11 protein-coding genes are annotated in these 15364 nt (G+C 32.5%); 4 read left to right on the plus strand and 7 right to left on the minus strand.

The genetic code is table 11. The features are described from left to right. The first annotated feature begins 1 nt into the window (after nucleotide 1). Nucleotides 2-550, plus strand: a complete 549-nt coding sequence (locus tag E1J38_RS05270) for a C40 family peptidase (RefSeq protein ID WP_133356125.1) — start codon at nucleotides 2-4, stop codon at nucleotides 548-550. Between the two features lie 21 nt (nucleotides 551-571). Then, entirely contained in the window at nucleotides 572-2611 is a 2040-nt protein-coding gene (locus E1J38_RS05275; protein ID WP_133356126.1) for a ComEC/Rec2 family competence protein, read from the plus strand. 4 nt (nucleotides 2612-2615) lie between these two features. Here the strand turns inward: E1J38_RS05275 and E1J38_RS05280 are convergent, their stop codons facing one another. The 5 genes from E1J38_RS05280 to E1J38_RS05300 all read right to left on the minus strand — a co-directional run bounded on the left by E1J38_RS05280 (nucleotide 2616) and on the right by E1J38_RS05300 (nucleotide 9230). After that, nucleotides 2616-3086 carry a thioredoxin family protein gene (locus E1J38_RS05280; protein WP_133356127.1) on the minus strand — a complete coding sequence of 157 codons (471 nt, stop codon included), beginning with the start codon at nucleotides 3084-3086 and terminating at the stop codon, nucleotides 2616-2618. A gap of 38 nt (nucleotides 3087-3124) precedes the next feature. Next, complete coding sequence (locus E1J38_RS05285; protein ID WP_133356128.1) at nucleotides 3125-3673, minus strand: thioredoxin family protein; 549 nt, start codon at nucleotides 3671-3673, stop codon at nucleotides 3125-3127. 121 nt (nucleotides 3674-3794) lie between these two features. Further along, nucleotides 3795-5573, minus strand: a complete 1779-nt coding sequence (locus E1J38_RS05290; RefSeq protein ID WP_133356129.1) for a peptide MFS transporter — start codon at nucleotides 5571-5573, stop codon at nucleotides 3795-3797. A gap of 39 nt (nucleotides 5574-5612) precedes the next feature. Beyond that, entirely contained in the window at nucleotides 5613-6977 is a 1365-nt protein-coding gene (locus E1J38_RS05295; RefSeq protein ID WP_133356130.1) for a peptide MFS transporter, read from the minus strand. Between the two features lie 24 nt (nucleotides 6978-7001). Then, nucleotides 7002-9230, minus strand: a complete 2229-nt coding sequence (locus tag E1J38_RS05300; protein ID WP_133356131.1) for a S9 family peptidase — start codon at nucleotides 9228-9230, stop codon at nucleotides 7002-7004. Nucleotides 9231-9469: 239 nt separating this feature from the next. Here E1J38_RS05300 and E1J38_RS05305 point away from each other — a divergent pair, with 239 nt between their 5' ends. Both E1J38_RS05305 and E1J38_RS05310 read left to right on the plus strand, forming a co-directional pair. Further along, nucleotides 9470-10792: a hydroxymethylglutaryl-CoA reductase, degradative gene (locus E1J38_RS05305; protein ID WP_133356132.1), complete on the plus strand. Its 1323-nt coding sequence runs from the start codon at nucleotides 9470-9472 to the stop codon at nucleotides 10790-10792. Continuing rightward, a complete protein-coding gene (locus E1J38_RS05310) occupies nucleotides 10793-11701 on the plus strand; it encodes a GYDIA family GHMP kinase (protein ID WP_133356133.1) in 909 nt (302 codons plus the stop codon). Between the two features lie 80 nt (nucleotides 11702-11781). Here E1J38_RS05310 and E1J38_RS05315 read toward each other — a convergent pair whose 3' ends face one another. Together E1J38_RS05315 and E1J38_RS05320 are read right to left on the minus strand one after the other, a co-directional pair. Further along, complete coding sequence (locus E1J38_RS05315) at nucleotides 11782-13932, minus strand: peptidylprolyl isomerase (protein ID WP_133356134.1); 2151 nt, start codon at nucleotides 13930-13932, stop codon at nucleotides 11782-11784. 139 nt (nucleotides 13933-14071) lie between these two features. Next, nucleotides 14072-15361 carry a hemolysin family protein gene (locus E1J38_RS05320; RefSeq protein ID WP_133356135.1) on the minus strand — a complete coding sequence of 430 codons (1290 nt, stop codon included), beginning with the start codon at nucleotides 15359-15361 and terminating at the stop codon, nucleotides 14072-14074. Nucleotides 15362-15364 lie beyond the last annotated feature (3 nt).

Below are 15364 nucleotides of genomic sequence, written 5' to 3' on the forward strand. Positions count from 1 at the left end.
AATGAAAAAGGTTCTTTTATTATTAATTTTTATCTTAACCCTTGGAAGCTGCAAATCTTCAAAAAAAGCTAAAAACAAAAAGGATTCAACCTCAGAAGTTATTACAAAGAAATCAGAAACTGATAGTTCTGATGGCATTTACGATACCAATGCGAAAACCTCAACCACAAAAGCTGAAGACGTTGTTAAATTTGCTGTACAGTTTAAAGGTGTTAGGTATAAATGGGGAGGCACTACCAAGACAGGAATGGATTGCTCTGGGCTGGTTTATGAGTCATTTAGAGCGCATGATATTTATTTACCTAGAATCTCTAGAGACATGGCAAAAAAAGGAAAAAAAATAAAACTCAAAGAAGTTCAAGAAGGTGATCTACTTTTCTTTAAAACTAAAAACCGTAGAAATGCCATTAACCATGTGGGATTGGTTATAAAAGCTACAGAAAAGATTTTAGAGTTTATTCATGCCACTACAAAAAAAGGTGTTATTGTCTCCCAACTTTCTGAAGATTATTGGAACAAGGCATTTGTTGAAGCGCGTCGAATATTATAGGATATTTTTTATCTTTCAGCTATGCAGCTACTCAATTTTACTGTCATTAAACTCACCATTTGTCTTATAATTGGTATAGTAGCTAGCTACTTAGTTAATATTTCTACACAAACCTCCTTATACTTAACATGCTCTTTATTTTTCATTCTAATAGTTGTTTTTATTGTAGTCAAAAAACAATTTATAAAAACCATTTGGTTTGGAGTTTTAAGCTTCTTAACCATGATTTCTATTGGAATTTTAACCACTAGTTTTCATAGTGAAAAGAACTTACCAAATCATTACTCACAACATATTCTAGACTCAAAGGACACTCTTAAATTGGTATCATTTAGAATACGGGAAGTTTTAAAACCGGGAACATATTATGATAAATATGTTATTGATATTTTAAAGATTAATGATACCGAAGTAAACGGAAAGTCACTTTTAAATATTGAAAAAGACTCACTACAATCGGCTTTAAAGGTAGATGATATTTATATTACAAAAAGTGATTTTAAAGACCTAACCCCCCCATTAAACCCTAATCAATTTGATTACAAAAATTACTTAGAAAAAAAATACATATACCATCAGCTGTTTATTAAAAAGCAATCGCTTATGATGGTGAGTGCTAACACGCACACCTTGTTTGGACTTGCAAACAACATAAGAGAGTATATAAACTTCCATTTAAAACCCTATAATTTTGAACCTGATGAATTGGCCATAATTAACGCACTGTTTTTAGGCCAAAGACAGGATATTAGTGAAGAGGTTTATTCTAGTTACACCAACGCAGGAGCTGTACATATTTTGGCGGTTTCAGGGTTACACGTTGGTATAATTTTACTTATTTTAAATTTTGTTTTTAAACCCATTGAACAGTTAAAAAGAGGTTATCTTTTAAAAACCATTCTATTAGTTTCTATTCTTTGGGCTTTTGCTGTAATTGCAGGTTTATCTGCTTCTGTAACAAGAGCGGTAACCATGTTTAGTATTGTTGCTGTAGCTATGAACTTGAAACGGCCTACCAATATTTTTAATACGTTGGCTATTTCAATGTTTATTATTTTGTTATTTAAACCTCTATTTATTTTTGATGTTGGTTTTCAGCTAAGCTACTTGGCTGTTTTTGCTATTGTTATAATTGATCCGCTTTTATACAAGCTTTGGAAACCTAAAAATTGGCTTTTAGACAAATACTGGCACACACTTACCGTTACTATGGCAGCTCAATTTGGAATTATCCCAGTAAGCCTTTATTACTTTCATCAATTTCCGGGATTGTTCTTTATTTCAAATTTAGTCATCATACCTCTTTTAGGAATTATTTTAGGGTTTGGTATTTTAGTTTTACTACTAGCCATTTTAAATGTGTTACCTCAATTTGTAGCCTCTAGTTTTGGTTATGTTATTGGTTGGATGAATAGCGTTGTTACTTGGATATCAAATCAAGAAACCTTTCTAATTAAAGATATTCCGTTTGGTGTTTTACAAGTAGTAGCATCTTATATTCTGGTTGTTTCTTTAGTTAGGTTATTTATAAAAAAGAATTACAAAGCCCTTAAATTGTTTTTAATTGCAGTAATACTTTTTCAAGTATCGGTTATCTATACCCAATATCAATCACCAAAAAATCAATTCATTGTATTTCACAAAAGTAGACATAGTTTAATTGGTAATATTACCAAAAACAAAATTACAGTAGCAAATGATTTTGACAGTATTACACAATTACAAAACAAAATCATAAAAGATTATACAATTGGCAATTATATAGGTAACATTGAAAACACCGCTATAGAAACGCTTTATTTACTTAATAACAAGAAAGTTTTGGTAGTAGACAGCTTAGGCATATACAATGTAAAATCTATAAAACCTGATTATATTTTATTAAGACAATCACCTAAATTAAACTTAGATAGATTGATAGATTCCGTTAAACCAAAACATATCATTGCTGATGGAAGCAACTATAAATCTTATATAGAAAATTGGGAGCGTACTTGCATAAAACGAAAACTCCCTTTTCACCAAACTAGTAAAAAAGGAGCTTTTATAATAAACTACTAAAGTATTACAGTGTCTTGTTAATTATATTGTTGGCCACATTTAACCAAGCTGTTGCACCCCCTCTAACATATCCTGTTTTTCCTAAACTTTTAAGATTAGTTCTACCATCAGACATCTTTTCTGGAATCACAAAATGAACCGTTGGATAACCTCTTACTTGGAACATACTTTGTAACTGCAAATTTTGGTTTCTTATTTTTTGATCTTGAGGAGTTCTTCTTGGAAAATCCAACTCTACCAGCACTACATTATTTGACCACTCTTCAAAATCATTAGTCTCGAATACCTCCTTTTGGAGCTTTTTACACCATCCGCACCAATCAGATCCTGTAAAAAATAATAATACTTTTTTATTCTCTTTAGAAGCTACATTTAAAGCTAGATTTAGATCTGTATGCCATTGTACTCTTTGTTGAGCGAAAGCTTTACTGGAACTTATAGTTACAAGAAATATGACAAAAAGTATTTTTTTCATTTTCATTTAGTTTAATAACACACTACAAATGTAAATTATTATCCTTCGAATTCAGGTTTAAATGCCTTATAATACTCATTAAACTTTTCCTGAGTATCCATTCCTTTATGATCATCATTTTTAAACATCTTCAAATACAACTCAAGCTGAATTGGTGTTTTATACCCTCGAAGTGGAAAAATAAGTTTACCCTTCTCATCTATAAAAACAATAGTTGGGTAAGCCTGTACCTGAAAGTATCTTGATAACTCATGAGCCGAATTTCTCCTATTTACTAAGTCAGGGTTATAATTAGGATTTGAAAACTTTTTACCATCATAAGAAACCTCCTCATTTCCTTCGGCATTAAACTTTACAGCATAATAATATTTATTAACATAATCTACCACATCTTTATTATGAAATGTATTTCTATCAAGCATTTTACAAGGACCACACCAATTGGTGTAAACATCCATCATAATTTTTTTTGGTGCCGTTTTTTGAAGTGCCAGAGCTTCATTAAAAGTCACCCAATTAATCTCCTGAGCCATACTTTTTGTAGTAACAAGCACCAAGAACATCATTATATATAATATCTTTTTCATATTTATTTAGAACATTTATAATACATTAAAACTCATATAATAAGTTTCAAAATGTATTCCGAACATACAAAAAATGCTCCTAATCAGGAGCATTTTGACTATTTTTTAACGATTTATTCGATTAACGAACCCCATGCATGAGTTTTTTAAGTAATGGATGTAAAGCGAATGAAACTAAACCTAATAATACCGGAACTATCGTAAATATTAGAAAAAAATGAGATAACCCACTCTCCTCTGTTATCTTTTCAATATCTCCACCTACATAATGAGCCATCTTGTTACCTATGGCTATTGCCAAATAATAAACACCAAACATAAACGCCACCATTCTAGCTGGAACTAATTTACTTAAATAGGACAATCCCATTGGAGATAGACATAATTCTCCAAGTGTATGGAATAAATATGCAAAAACCAACCATATCATACTCAATTTAGCAGTTTGGGCTCCTAAGGGAACATTTCTGGCTGCAAAAGCTAATAAACCAAAACCTATAGCCATAATTATTAAACCCAAACCATATTTAACAGATGCTGGAGGATTATATTTACTATCCCACCATTTAGTAAATAAAGGTGCAAATATTATGATGAATAACGAGTTAAGAATAGCAAACCACGTTATTTCTACTTCTTTTGCTTCTACACTAAAGTTGATATAAAGCTTGTAAATTACTAACGCCCAAATTATCACAAAACTTGAGGCTAATATAATATTGGAGAGGCTAATTTTACTAAATGTTTTTCTAAATAAACTTATAAGTACATAAGTAATTATCCCGATAGGTACAACTGTTACAATGGCATCAATAACTTTAAAAATTAAAGAAGCATTACCCTCTAAGACTCTATTAGTAAAATCTCTTGTATAAAGCGGTAGCGATCCTGCAGCTTGTTCAAAAGCCGCCCAAAAGAATATTGTGAAAACACAAAATATGGTAAAGGCAATCATTCTGTCTCTAACCAATTTCTCATACCTTGGTATTCTCACAATTAAAATTATTATAAATATAATTGCTGCTAATAATGCAAAGAATAAAGAATCTGTCATTCCTGCAATGCTAAAATTAAGAACGTTAATATTAGCTATTTTACTCAGAGGGTCATTAATAATGAATATTAAAGCTGAAATAATAAAAATCCCAACCCATAAATAATCAATAGACAGAAAAGGGTTTAATTTCTCTTTTTTGTTATCCTGATTATTTGAAGTGTCAATTAATTCATCTATAATATCTCTTTTCTCATTTCTAGGTTTAGCACCAATATTACCAAAAAGAGGCTGTGCATAATAAAACTGAAGCATACCTAAAAACATAAAAATTCCTGCAAGACCAAAACCGTAACTCCAACTAATGTTTTCCCCAATCCATCCACATAACATAATCCCTAAAAAAGCCCCTGCATTAACACCCATATAAAAAATGTTATAAGCCCCGTCTTTCTTTTCATCTCTACCTTCATACATTTTTGAAATTATAGATGTCATGTTTGGTTTAAAAAAACCATTCCCTAAAATAAGTAATGTAATTCCTATATATAAAAAGGTTGGAGTTTCAACAGCCATAGCTGCATGACCCAGAGTCATTAATAAGGCTCCTATAACTACAGCAAGCCTGTAACCAATTTTATTATCGGCAAGCCAACCACCAACAATTGGTGTTAAATAAACAAACATAGCATAAGTTCCCAAAAGAGACAAAGCTGCAGGTTTATCCCATCCCCAACCCGGATTATCTTCTGTAATAACTCCAGTTAGAAAAATCACTAAAATGGCACGCATTCCGTAATACGAAAAACGTTCCCACATTTCAGTAAAAAAGAGTACAAATAATCCAGAAGGATGCCCTAGAACAGTATTTTTAAAAAATTGATCGGTTGATGTGTTGGTTTGCATAGAGATGTCTGTTTTTAATTATAAGCTATTTTTAAAGTCTTACACTTCTTCATGATTCATTTCTCTTTCATTATCTTCTGCACCATGGGTTAAGGTTTCTAATTTCTTTCTAAAGAGCATAACTAGTCCTCCAAAAACCACACAGAAAACTGCTATTCCGGTAAATATTTTATATTCCCCTAAACTCTCTGAAGCCTCCCCCAAAAGACCTGCTAATTTATTACCAAACCCTGTCATTGCAAAATAAACTCCCATCATCAATGATGCATATTTTACAGGGGCTAACTTAGTAATATAGGACAAGGCAACAGGGGAAATACAAAGTTCACCTACTGTATGAAATAAATAAGCCAACACCAGCCAATACATTGCTGATGCTCCATTACTTTCATATTGTCCAGCAGCAGCCGTCATAAAAAAGAAACCTGTTCCCATAATTATTAAACCAATAATCATTTTGAATAAAGACGTTGCCACTTTCCCTCTTAGTTTTCTATTTGCCCAATATAAAGCTACCGAAGTTCCCAAAAATATAATAAACATTGCATTTAAAGATTGAAACCATGAAGCTGGCACTTCCCAACCCATTAACATTCTATTCGTTTTTTCCTTAGCGTATATATTCATTAAACCTCCAGCCTGTTCAAAAGATCCCCAAAAAACAATCACTAATAAAAATGATATGAATAACACAACTATTCTATCTTTCTCTATCTTAGTTAAAGGCTTTTTCATGGCTTCTTTGTCAGCTTCATTATTTGAATTCCCCAAGAAATTACCAACGTACTTTAAGTGTTTCTGTCCAATTAAATATTGTAATAACCCAAGTGCCATACCTATTCCTGCTAAACCAAAGCCATAGTGCCAACCATGAACTTCACCAACATAACCAACTATTAGGCTAGATAGAAAGGCTCCCACATTTATACCTATATAAAAAATTGTAAACCCTTTGTCTCTACGAATATCTCCTTGTTTGTATAATCCTCCAACCATTGTAGAAATATTAGGCTTTAACATACCAACTCCAGCAATAATTAACCCAAGACCCGTATAAAAAGCCCACATTTGCTCTACAGCCAAAATACTATGACCTGCTACCAAAAGAATACCTCCATAAAGAACTGATTTTTTTTGCCCCAAAAACTTGTCTGCAATCCAGCCTCCTGGAATAGACATGACATAAACAAGCATGGTGTACCAGCCATAAAGCGCTAATGCTTCTCCATTTGTCCAACCTAAACCTGGGTTAGCATCTTCGGTTGCCTGTACTAAATACAAAACTAATATGGCTCGCATTCCATAATATGAAAAACGTTCCCACATTTCAGTAAAGAACAACACATACAACCCTACAGGGTGACCAAATAATTCCTTTTGTTTTATTGTTGCAGGATTTGCCATAATATTTTATTGTTAGTTAATATACTATCCTTTAATTTGAGTTTCTTCTAATTTTGTTTTTTTAACCACTCTTTTATCTCCCAAATTTTCATGAATAAAATTGGTCATTTTTCTAAACAAATGCAATCTGGTGTTACCGCCATAAATACCATGATTTTTATCTGGGTAAATAGCCCAATCAAAATCTTTATTGGCTTGTATTAAAGCCTCTACCATTCTCATAGTGTGTTGAACATGCACGTTATCATCACCAGAACCGTGTACTAATAAGTAGTCTCCTTTTAACATCTCTGGATAATTAAATGGTGAATTATCATCATATCCATTAGGGTTTTCTTGAGGGGTTCTCATAAAACGCTCGGTATAAATTGTATCATAGAAGCGCCAACTTGTAACTGGTGCCACAGCAATGGCCATTTTAAACACATCATTCCCTTTTAATAAACAATTAGTAGACATGTGTCCTCCATAACTCCACCCCCATATCCCAATTCTATCAGCATCTATATAAGGCAATTCACCTAATATCTTCGCCGCTTCTATTTGATCTTCAGTTTCATATTTTACTAAATTCAAATAAGTAACCTTTTTAAAATCGGCTCCCTTATACCCAGTACCTCTACCATCAACACAAGCCACTATATAACCTTGTTGCGCTAGATGCTGGTACCAGTAATCATTATAGCTATGCCAACTATTTGCAACTGATTGTGATCCCGGACCAGAGTATTGATACATTAACAATGGATATTGCTTTGATTCATTAAAATTAACTGGTTTTATCATCCACATATTTAAATCATTACCATTAATATGAATGGTACTAAATTCCTTCTCAGAAATTTTATAATTTGAAAGTTGTTGAGATAACCTATCATTATCCTTAATACTCTTAATTAGATTACCAGAATCAGCACTATTTAAAGTATATTCTGGCGGGGTGGTTGCACTTGAAAATGAATTTATAAAATAAGAGAAGTCTGCACTAAATGAAGCACTGTTTGTTCCTTCTTTTTTGGTAAGCCTTTTTTTGTTTCTTCCATTTAATTTTATAGAATAAACATCTCTATTAATGGATCCGTTTTCTACCGATTGATAAAAAATTTGTTTGGTGTTTTCATCATAACCGTAATACTCTGTAACTTCCCAATTACCCATAGTAACTTGATTGATTAACTTACCTGTTTCTGAATAATGATAAATGTGGTTGAATCCATCTTTTTCACTCGTCCAGATAAAACTATTATTCTTTAAAAAAGTAAGATTATCTGTTACCTCAATATAAGCTTTATCACGTTCTTCTAACACTAGATTTGTAGTATTATCCTGAGTATTTATAAACCATAAGTCCAATTCATTTTGATGCCTATTTAAAATATGAGCACTTAAAACATTACTTTCATTTGTCCATTTAATTCTAGGTATATAAAAATCACTGTAGTCTTTATCAACCTTAACGGTACCTGTTTTTTTGGAGTTCAAATCATATATATGAAGTGATACTTCTGAATTTTTCTCTCCTGCTTTTGGGTATTTTAACACGTGCTGTTTTGGATAAAGTTCTGTTCCGTAAATATCCATAGAAAACTCTGGCACATTGGTTTCATCAAATCTTATAAAAGCTATTTTGTTACTGTTCGCATTCCAATCAAAAGCTTTTACAAATGCAAACTCTTCCTCATAAACCCAATCTGTAATGCCGTTAATTATGCTGTTCTTTTTTCCATCTGAAGTAATTTGTAGGGTATCACCAGACAGCAAGTCTTTTATATACAAGTTATTCTTGAAGGCAAAAGCTACTTTACTCCCATCTGGTGAAAATGTGGGTTCCTGAACCTTTTCATCATATAACTTAACCACCTCTTTGGTTTGAACATCATACACAAAATATACACCTTTAGTAGAATGTCTGTACAATTGCTCAACTTCTGTGGCCAATAATACTTTTTGTTCGTCTTTACTAAACGTGTAATCTATAAAATATTTTAATTCTGAAATATTTGCTGAAGACACTAAACTTTCTACCCTTTCCAAGGTTTGATAATCATAAATATCTATAGCGGTAGAACCTGTATTTCTATCAAAATTCAAAACCGAGTACTGCTTCCCATTTGCCATGGAGTGCAATACATCCATACTTTCGGTTCTAAAGGCCCCACTCCATATTTCTTCTAAAGTAATTAATTGATTTTGAGCGTTTAAAAAAAAAGTTAAAATAAAATAAACGCCAATAGAAAACTTAAGATATCTCATCTAAATAATTTATATACTTGTACTAATCAAGACACCACATCTACATAATTACCCTTACAATTTATAATAAAAAATAATAGATGTTTCTTAAAAAGAACATATTTTAATACAAAACGATGTCAATTTTACTAAAAATTATTCAAAACCTAACATTTATTAACACTTAATTACACCATAAATATTAAGATATTAAATATTCATACCAAGAGTAGTATCTTTGCCTACATAAACACTTTTATATGAGTAAGTCCATTGCTGGTTTTTCAAAACTTTCAAAGTCAAAAAAAATTGACTGGATCGTGGATACCTATTTTTCAAATGCCGAAAGTGCCAAAACTATTATAACACAATATTGGAATACGAACGAAAAACTGCAACAGCTTCACGATGAGTTTATTGAGAACACCATAACCAATTATTATTTACCACTTGGTGTAGCACCAAATTTTTTGATAAACAATAAACTCTACACCATACCAATGGCCATTGAGGAAAGTTCTGTTGTGGCTGCAGCAAGTAAGGCTGCTAAATTTTGGATGGATAGAGGCGGGTTTAAAACCAACGTGATTTCCACTACAAAAATTGGACAGGTACACTTTATTTATAATGGTGATTTTGATAAACTAAAAGCTTTTTTTAATACTGTTAAACCTAAACTCATTGACGCCGCAAAACATATTACCTCTAATATGGAAAAACGAGGTGGTGGTATTATTGATATTGAATTGCGGAGTAAAAACAAGGCTATAAATGGCTATTTTCAACTTCATGCATCTTTTGAAACTCTTGATGCCATGGGCGCCAATTTTATCAATTCTTGTTTAGAACAATTTGCAAAGACATTTAGAGAAGAGGCATTACATTTTGATTTGTTTTCTGAAGACGAAAAACAGATTGACATTATCATGAGTATACTCTCTAATTATGTGCCAGAGTGTTTAGTTAGAGCCGAAGTAAGTTGTCATGTTGATGATTTATCTGAAAACGAAGCCGTTTCTGGAAAGGCATTTGCCGAAAAATTTGTTCAGGCCGTTAATATAGCTGAAATAGAGCCTTATCGTGCTGTAACCCATAATAAAGGCATCATGAACGGTATTGATGCTGTGGTTTTGGCTACTGGAAACGATTTTAGAGCTGTTGAAGCCTGTGTGCATGCCTATGCTGCAAGAAACGGTCAATACAGCAGTCTAACACATGCTAAAATAGACAATGACATTTTTAAGTTTTGGATTGAAATACCACTTGCTTTGGGTACCGTTGGCGGACTTACCAGTTTACATCCACTCGTTAAGTTAGCTTTAGAATTGCTTCATAAACCATCGGCTAAAGAATTAATGCAAATTGTTTCTGTAGCAGGTTTGGCTCAAAATTTTGCTGCATTAAGATCACTTACAACTACTGGTATTCAGCAGGGGCATATGAAAATGCATTTAATGAATATTTTAAATCAGTTTGAAGCTACTCCTATTGAAAAAGAAAAACTTGTGGAACATTTTAAAAAGAATACGGTAACTCATAGCGCAGTAGCTGAAGCTATTCAAAATATAAGAGCTAATAATTAGATGCAAAACTTATACAGCAACGGAAAACTTTTGCTCACAGGCGAATATGTGGTTCTAGATGGTGCTATATCCTTGGCTGTACCAACAAAATTTGGACAAACTCTTAAAGTTGAAAGTATTACAGAACCCTGCATATACTGGAAAAGCATTGACGAAAATGGTAATATTTGGTATGAAGGACAATTTAAATGGCATGGTAAGACACTGAGGCAAGCTCAAAATGATGACATTTCTAACAGGTTACTACAAATATTAGAAGCCGCTAAAAAATTAAATCTAAGTTTTTTAAATACTGGAGAAGGATACAACCTATCAACCGTTTTAGATTTTCCTAAAAATTGGGGGTTGGGTACCTCTTCAACTTTAATCAACAATATAGCACAATGGGCAAACATTGATGCTTTTATGCTTTTGGAAGAAACCTTTAAAGGTAGTGGTTACGATATTGCTTGTGCTCAAAATAATACACCTATCACTTATCAACTAGATTATAAAACCCCAATAGTTAGTCAAGTAAGTTTTAAACCTTCATTTGAAGAACACCTTTATTTTATTCACCTTAATAAAAAACAGAATAGTAGAGAAGGAATTGCACATTACAGGGCTCAAGATAAAACAAGAATTGCCGAAACCATTGATACAGTGAATGCCATCACTTTAAAAATGATTACTTCTGATTCTCTAGAACAGTTTAAAAGCTTAATGAATCAACACGAAAATATTATTTCTAAAATCACAAATCAAAAGCCAGTAAAAGAAATTCTATTTAATGACTTTGAAGGCAGCATAAAAAGTCTTGGTGCCTGGGGAGGAGATTTTGTTTTGGTAGCATCAAAACAAAACCCAACCAACTATTTTAAAAAGAAAGGGTTTGAAACCATTGTTCCTTACCCTCATATGGTTTTATAAAACACCCTATTTCAAAGAATGGCACAAAAAAGAACGCCTCGTTAAAAACGAGGCGTTCTTTTTTTAAAATTGCTTTCTTTTTACTGTACTTGAGCCGCTGCTCTGTTATCTTCAATTTCAGCAGCCTCTTTTAAGGCATTGTATAATTTACTGTTTACAATAGTAGATTTCTGTTGTTCTACTCTGTTGGCTGCAGCTTGGTAATTATCTAACTCTACTGCCGGGGTTACTTTTGTTACCTGCACCATATAAACGCCTTTTTCACCAGCAATAAGTTTAGAGGTCTCTCCTTCATTTAAACCAAAAGCAGTTCCTACAACTAACGGTTCCTTACCAGCACCAGAAATAGTTGGATTCTTCATGTTAATAGCCGACGCACTTCTAGCCGTTGTACTTTCAGCTGCTGCCAAATCTTCTAATGTATTTACAGATACTCTTCCCTTAATTAATTCGGCTTTCATTTCTTTTCTAATAATTGGTAGTACTGTAGCTGTAGCATCTTCAACCGACATTAAACCTGCTTCATTTTTAGCTACTAATTGCGCTACAATGTAACCTCCAGGAATATTAAAACGCTTAATATCTCCAACCTTGGCATCTTCTTCAAAAGTCCAACGAATAATTTGTCTTTGATTACCTACACCAGGAATACTTTCGTCTAAAGCTTTAATCCCCTCCAAAGGTCTAACCGTATATTTATTTTCTTCAGCTAATTCCTCAAATCCTTTAGTGGCAGCATCAATCTCAAATTTAGAGGCGTCTCTAAAAATTTTAGCTGTAGTAGTTTCAGATGGCTCTATTTTTCTGGCAATTGTTCCTATTTGAACTGCTCTTTTCTTATCCTTTTGCCCTTCAATTTCTATAACATGGAAACCAAAAACAGTTTTAACAACACCCAAATCACCAACTTTACCCTCAAACTCAAAATCATTAAATTCAGGAACCATAGTATTGTATGGATGCCAATCATAACGTCCTTCTTTCTCTATACTTCCTTGATCTGATGAAAATTCTTTTACTAATTCTGGGAATTTAGAACGATTTCTTTTAATAACGCTTAGTAAACTATCGGCTCTTTCTTTTGCTTGCTCTTCAGTTAAAGTCACATCTGGAGCAGCACTTTGCGAACCTATGAACGGAATTAAAATGTGCCTTACTTTTGCTGAATCTGGAATGTTTTTTTCAGCAATTAATTTTGAAATTTTAAAATGACCTGCTTCTTTATAGGGGCCATAAGTTTCGCCTACTTGTAGATTAAACAAACTATCTGCTACCTGAGAGGCTAATCCAGATTTGAATACAAAACGGTCATTAAACTTAATATCTGAGTTAAGGTTAATATAGTCTGCATTATTTTTAACCTTTGAAAAAGCCACAATGGTATCTTTTCTTCCTGTTTCATCAACAAATCTGCCATTTAAAAGTGTATTTAATCCAGCTTTTATAGCGTTTTCATCTTCTACAGATGCAACTTCATTGAATTGAACAAATTTAATATCTCTAGACGCTTCAACTTCAAAATCCTTTTTGTGATTGTTGATATATTTTGAAATATCAGATTTTGATACTTTTACAATACTATCTGGAATTGAAGTATAAGGTATTTGTACATACTTAATATCAATTTTATTACCTTCTAATTTATGCTCTAACTCACCTTCTGCTAAAGTTCCTGTTAAGCCCGCTCTTACCAAATTAAAGTAGTTTTGCTGCAGACCGTTTGCTGCCAAATTCTGCTCAAAATTAATCCAATCTGAATATGTAAGCGGCTGGCCACCAATAAAACCAGGGTTAGGAGCCGTTTCTTTAAGGTTAGCAATAAACTCATTTAATTTATCTTCATCAAATAAACCCGCATCATTTAAAAACTGAGGGTTGGTAGCCATAGCATTCTTAATTAAATCTCTCATTTGGTCTTTTTCAACTGAGATACCCAAGGCTTCAAATTGAGTTTCAAGAACCGCTGTTCTAACTTCCTGATCCCAAACTCGGTTCATAACCTGAGTATTTGTAGCATTAGCCCCCATTTGTCTTTGCATGGTTTCAGTTTTTTGCTGAAAATCCTCGCGTGTTATGTCCTTTCCATTAACAGATCCAACAACACTTTGTGATTTATCAGAGAAGCTAGCACTTCCATCAAAAAGACCTGAGAGTACAAAAGCAAATAATGCCATAGCAATTACCAATATCAATACTAAAGTCTTTTGCCTAATCTTATTTAAAATTGCCATTTTTTATGTTTGATGTTTTTATAACCCTTGTAGGATTTTTTTATTTAAAGTTGGATTTTCAATCAAATTAATATGATTGATGAAAATATCGTGCGCGAAAATACCATTTTCTATTTAATAATAAAAGTAGAAATAAGCATTAATTCTCTTCTAACACCTTTAGTTTCACTAAATCTATTTTGGTGTTAGATACTTCTATAATTGTAAATTGAAAATTATCAATTTTTACAACCTCCCCTTTAGAAGGAATTTCTTCGGTATGGTTCACTATTAAGCCACCAAGGGTTTCATAGTTTTCGTTTTCTGGAAGATTAATTTTGTATGTTTCGTTTATATAATCTACTTCTAACCTTGCCGAAAAACTAAAGGTGTCTTCATCTATTCTTTCTTCAATCAAGTCTACAGTATCGTGCTCATCTTCAATTTCTCCAAATAATTCTTCAACAATATCTTCAACGGTCATAATTCCAGAGGTACCCCCGTACTCATCTAAAACCACTGCCATACTGCGGCGTTTTTTTGTTAATACACCTAAAACATCCTTTATAAGTACAGTTTCTGGCACAAACTCTACCGGAAGTATCATAGACTTGATATCTTTATGTTTTTTAAAAAGTTCAAAAGAATGTACATATCCTAAAATATCATCAATAGTATCTTTATAGACTAAAATTTTGGTTCTACCCGTATCTGTAAAAAGTGCACTAAGGGCTTTTATAGATTCGCCAATTTCAACGGCTATAATCTCTGTTCTAGGAATCATGACCTCACGAGCCTTTACTTCTGAAAACTCCAACGCATTTTGAAATATCTGAATTTCAGAATCTATTTCATCATGCTCTTCAACAGATTCCATTTGTTCACTTATATAATGCCCCAGTTCTACTTTAGTAAATGCCAATTGAATTTGGTCGCCTTCGGTTTTAAAAAATGTTTTTAAAACCATATCTGATATCCAGATAACCAAACCCGATATTAAACTAAATAGCACATAAAAAATATACGCAGGAATTGCCAGTACCTTTATAAGTGTATTGGCATAAATTTGAAAAAACACTTTAGGTAAAAATTCAGCAGTAATTAAAATCACAAATGTTGAAATAACCGTTTGTGAGAGTAGACTTAAATCTGTAAGCAAATAATTTAAAAAGTTACTGTTAGTAGGTAATAAAGTTTGAAACCACCCAACCAACAAATCACCCATAAAAAACCCGTAGATTACTAGAGCAATATTGTTTCCAATAAGCATGGTGGTAATAAACTTTGAGGGTTTTGCCGTTAATTTAGTTAAAACTTTAGCAAGAATACCTTCTTGCTTTTTCTCAATTTCAATATGAATTTTATTTGAAGACACATAGGCAATCTCCATACCCGAGAAAAATGCAGAAAGCATTAAGGAAACAACTATAATAACAACATAAAGTGTCATTTA

It is taken from the genome of Seonamhaeicola sediminis (genome assembly GCF_004358095.2).
GTDB lineage: Bacteria > Bacteroidota > Bacteroidia > Flavobacteriales > Flavobacteriaceae > Seonamhaeicola > Seonamhaeicola sediminis.

Bases quoted from the DNA above. Each gene is read 5' to 3' on its own strand.
- E1J38_RS05270 (WP_133356125.1), top strand. From the start codon at position 2: ATGAAAAAGGTTCTTTTATTATTAATTTTTATCTTAACCCTTGGAAGC.
- E1J38_RS05275 (WP_133356126.1), top strand. From the start codon at position 572: ATGCAGCTACTCAATTTTACTGTCATTAAACTCACCATTTGTCTTATA.
- E1J38_RS05280 (WP_133356127.1), bottom strand. From the start codon at position 3,086: ATGAAAAAAATACTTTTTGTCATATTTCTTGTAACTATAAGTTCCAGT.
- E1J38_RS05285 (WP_133356128.1), bottom strand. From the start codon at position 3,673: ATGAAAAAGATATTATATATAATGATGTTCTTGGTGCTTGTTACTACA.
- E1J38_RS05290 (WP_133356129.1), bottom strand. From the start codon at position 5,573: ATGCAAACCAACACATCAACCGATCAATTTTTTAAAAATACTGTTCTA.
- E1J38_RS05295 (WP_133356130.1), bottom strand. From the start codon at position 6,977: ATGGCAAATCCTGCAACAATAAAACAAAAGGAATTATTTGGTCACCCT.
- E1J38_RS05300 (WP_133356131.1), bottom strand. From the start codon at position 9,230: ATGAGATATCTTAAGTTTTCTATTGGCGTTTATTTTATTTTAACTTTT.
- E1J38_RS05305 (WP_133356132.1), top strand. From the start codon at position 9,470: ATGAGTAAGTCCATTGCTGGTTTTTCAAAACTTTCAAAGTCAAAAAAA.
- E1J38_RS05310 (WP_133356133.1), top strand. From the start codon at position 10,793: ATGCAAAACTTATACAGCAACGGAAAACTTTTGCTCACAGGCGAATAT.
- E1J38_RS05315 (WP_133356134.1), bottom strand. From the start codon at position 13,932: ATGGCAATTTTAAATAAGATTAGGCAAAAGACTTTAGTATTGATATTG.
- E1J38_RS05320 (WP_133356135.1), bottom strand. From the start codon at position 15,361: ATGACACTTTATGTTGTTATTATAGTTGTTTCCTTAATGCTTTCTGCA.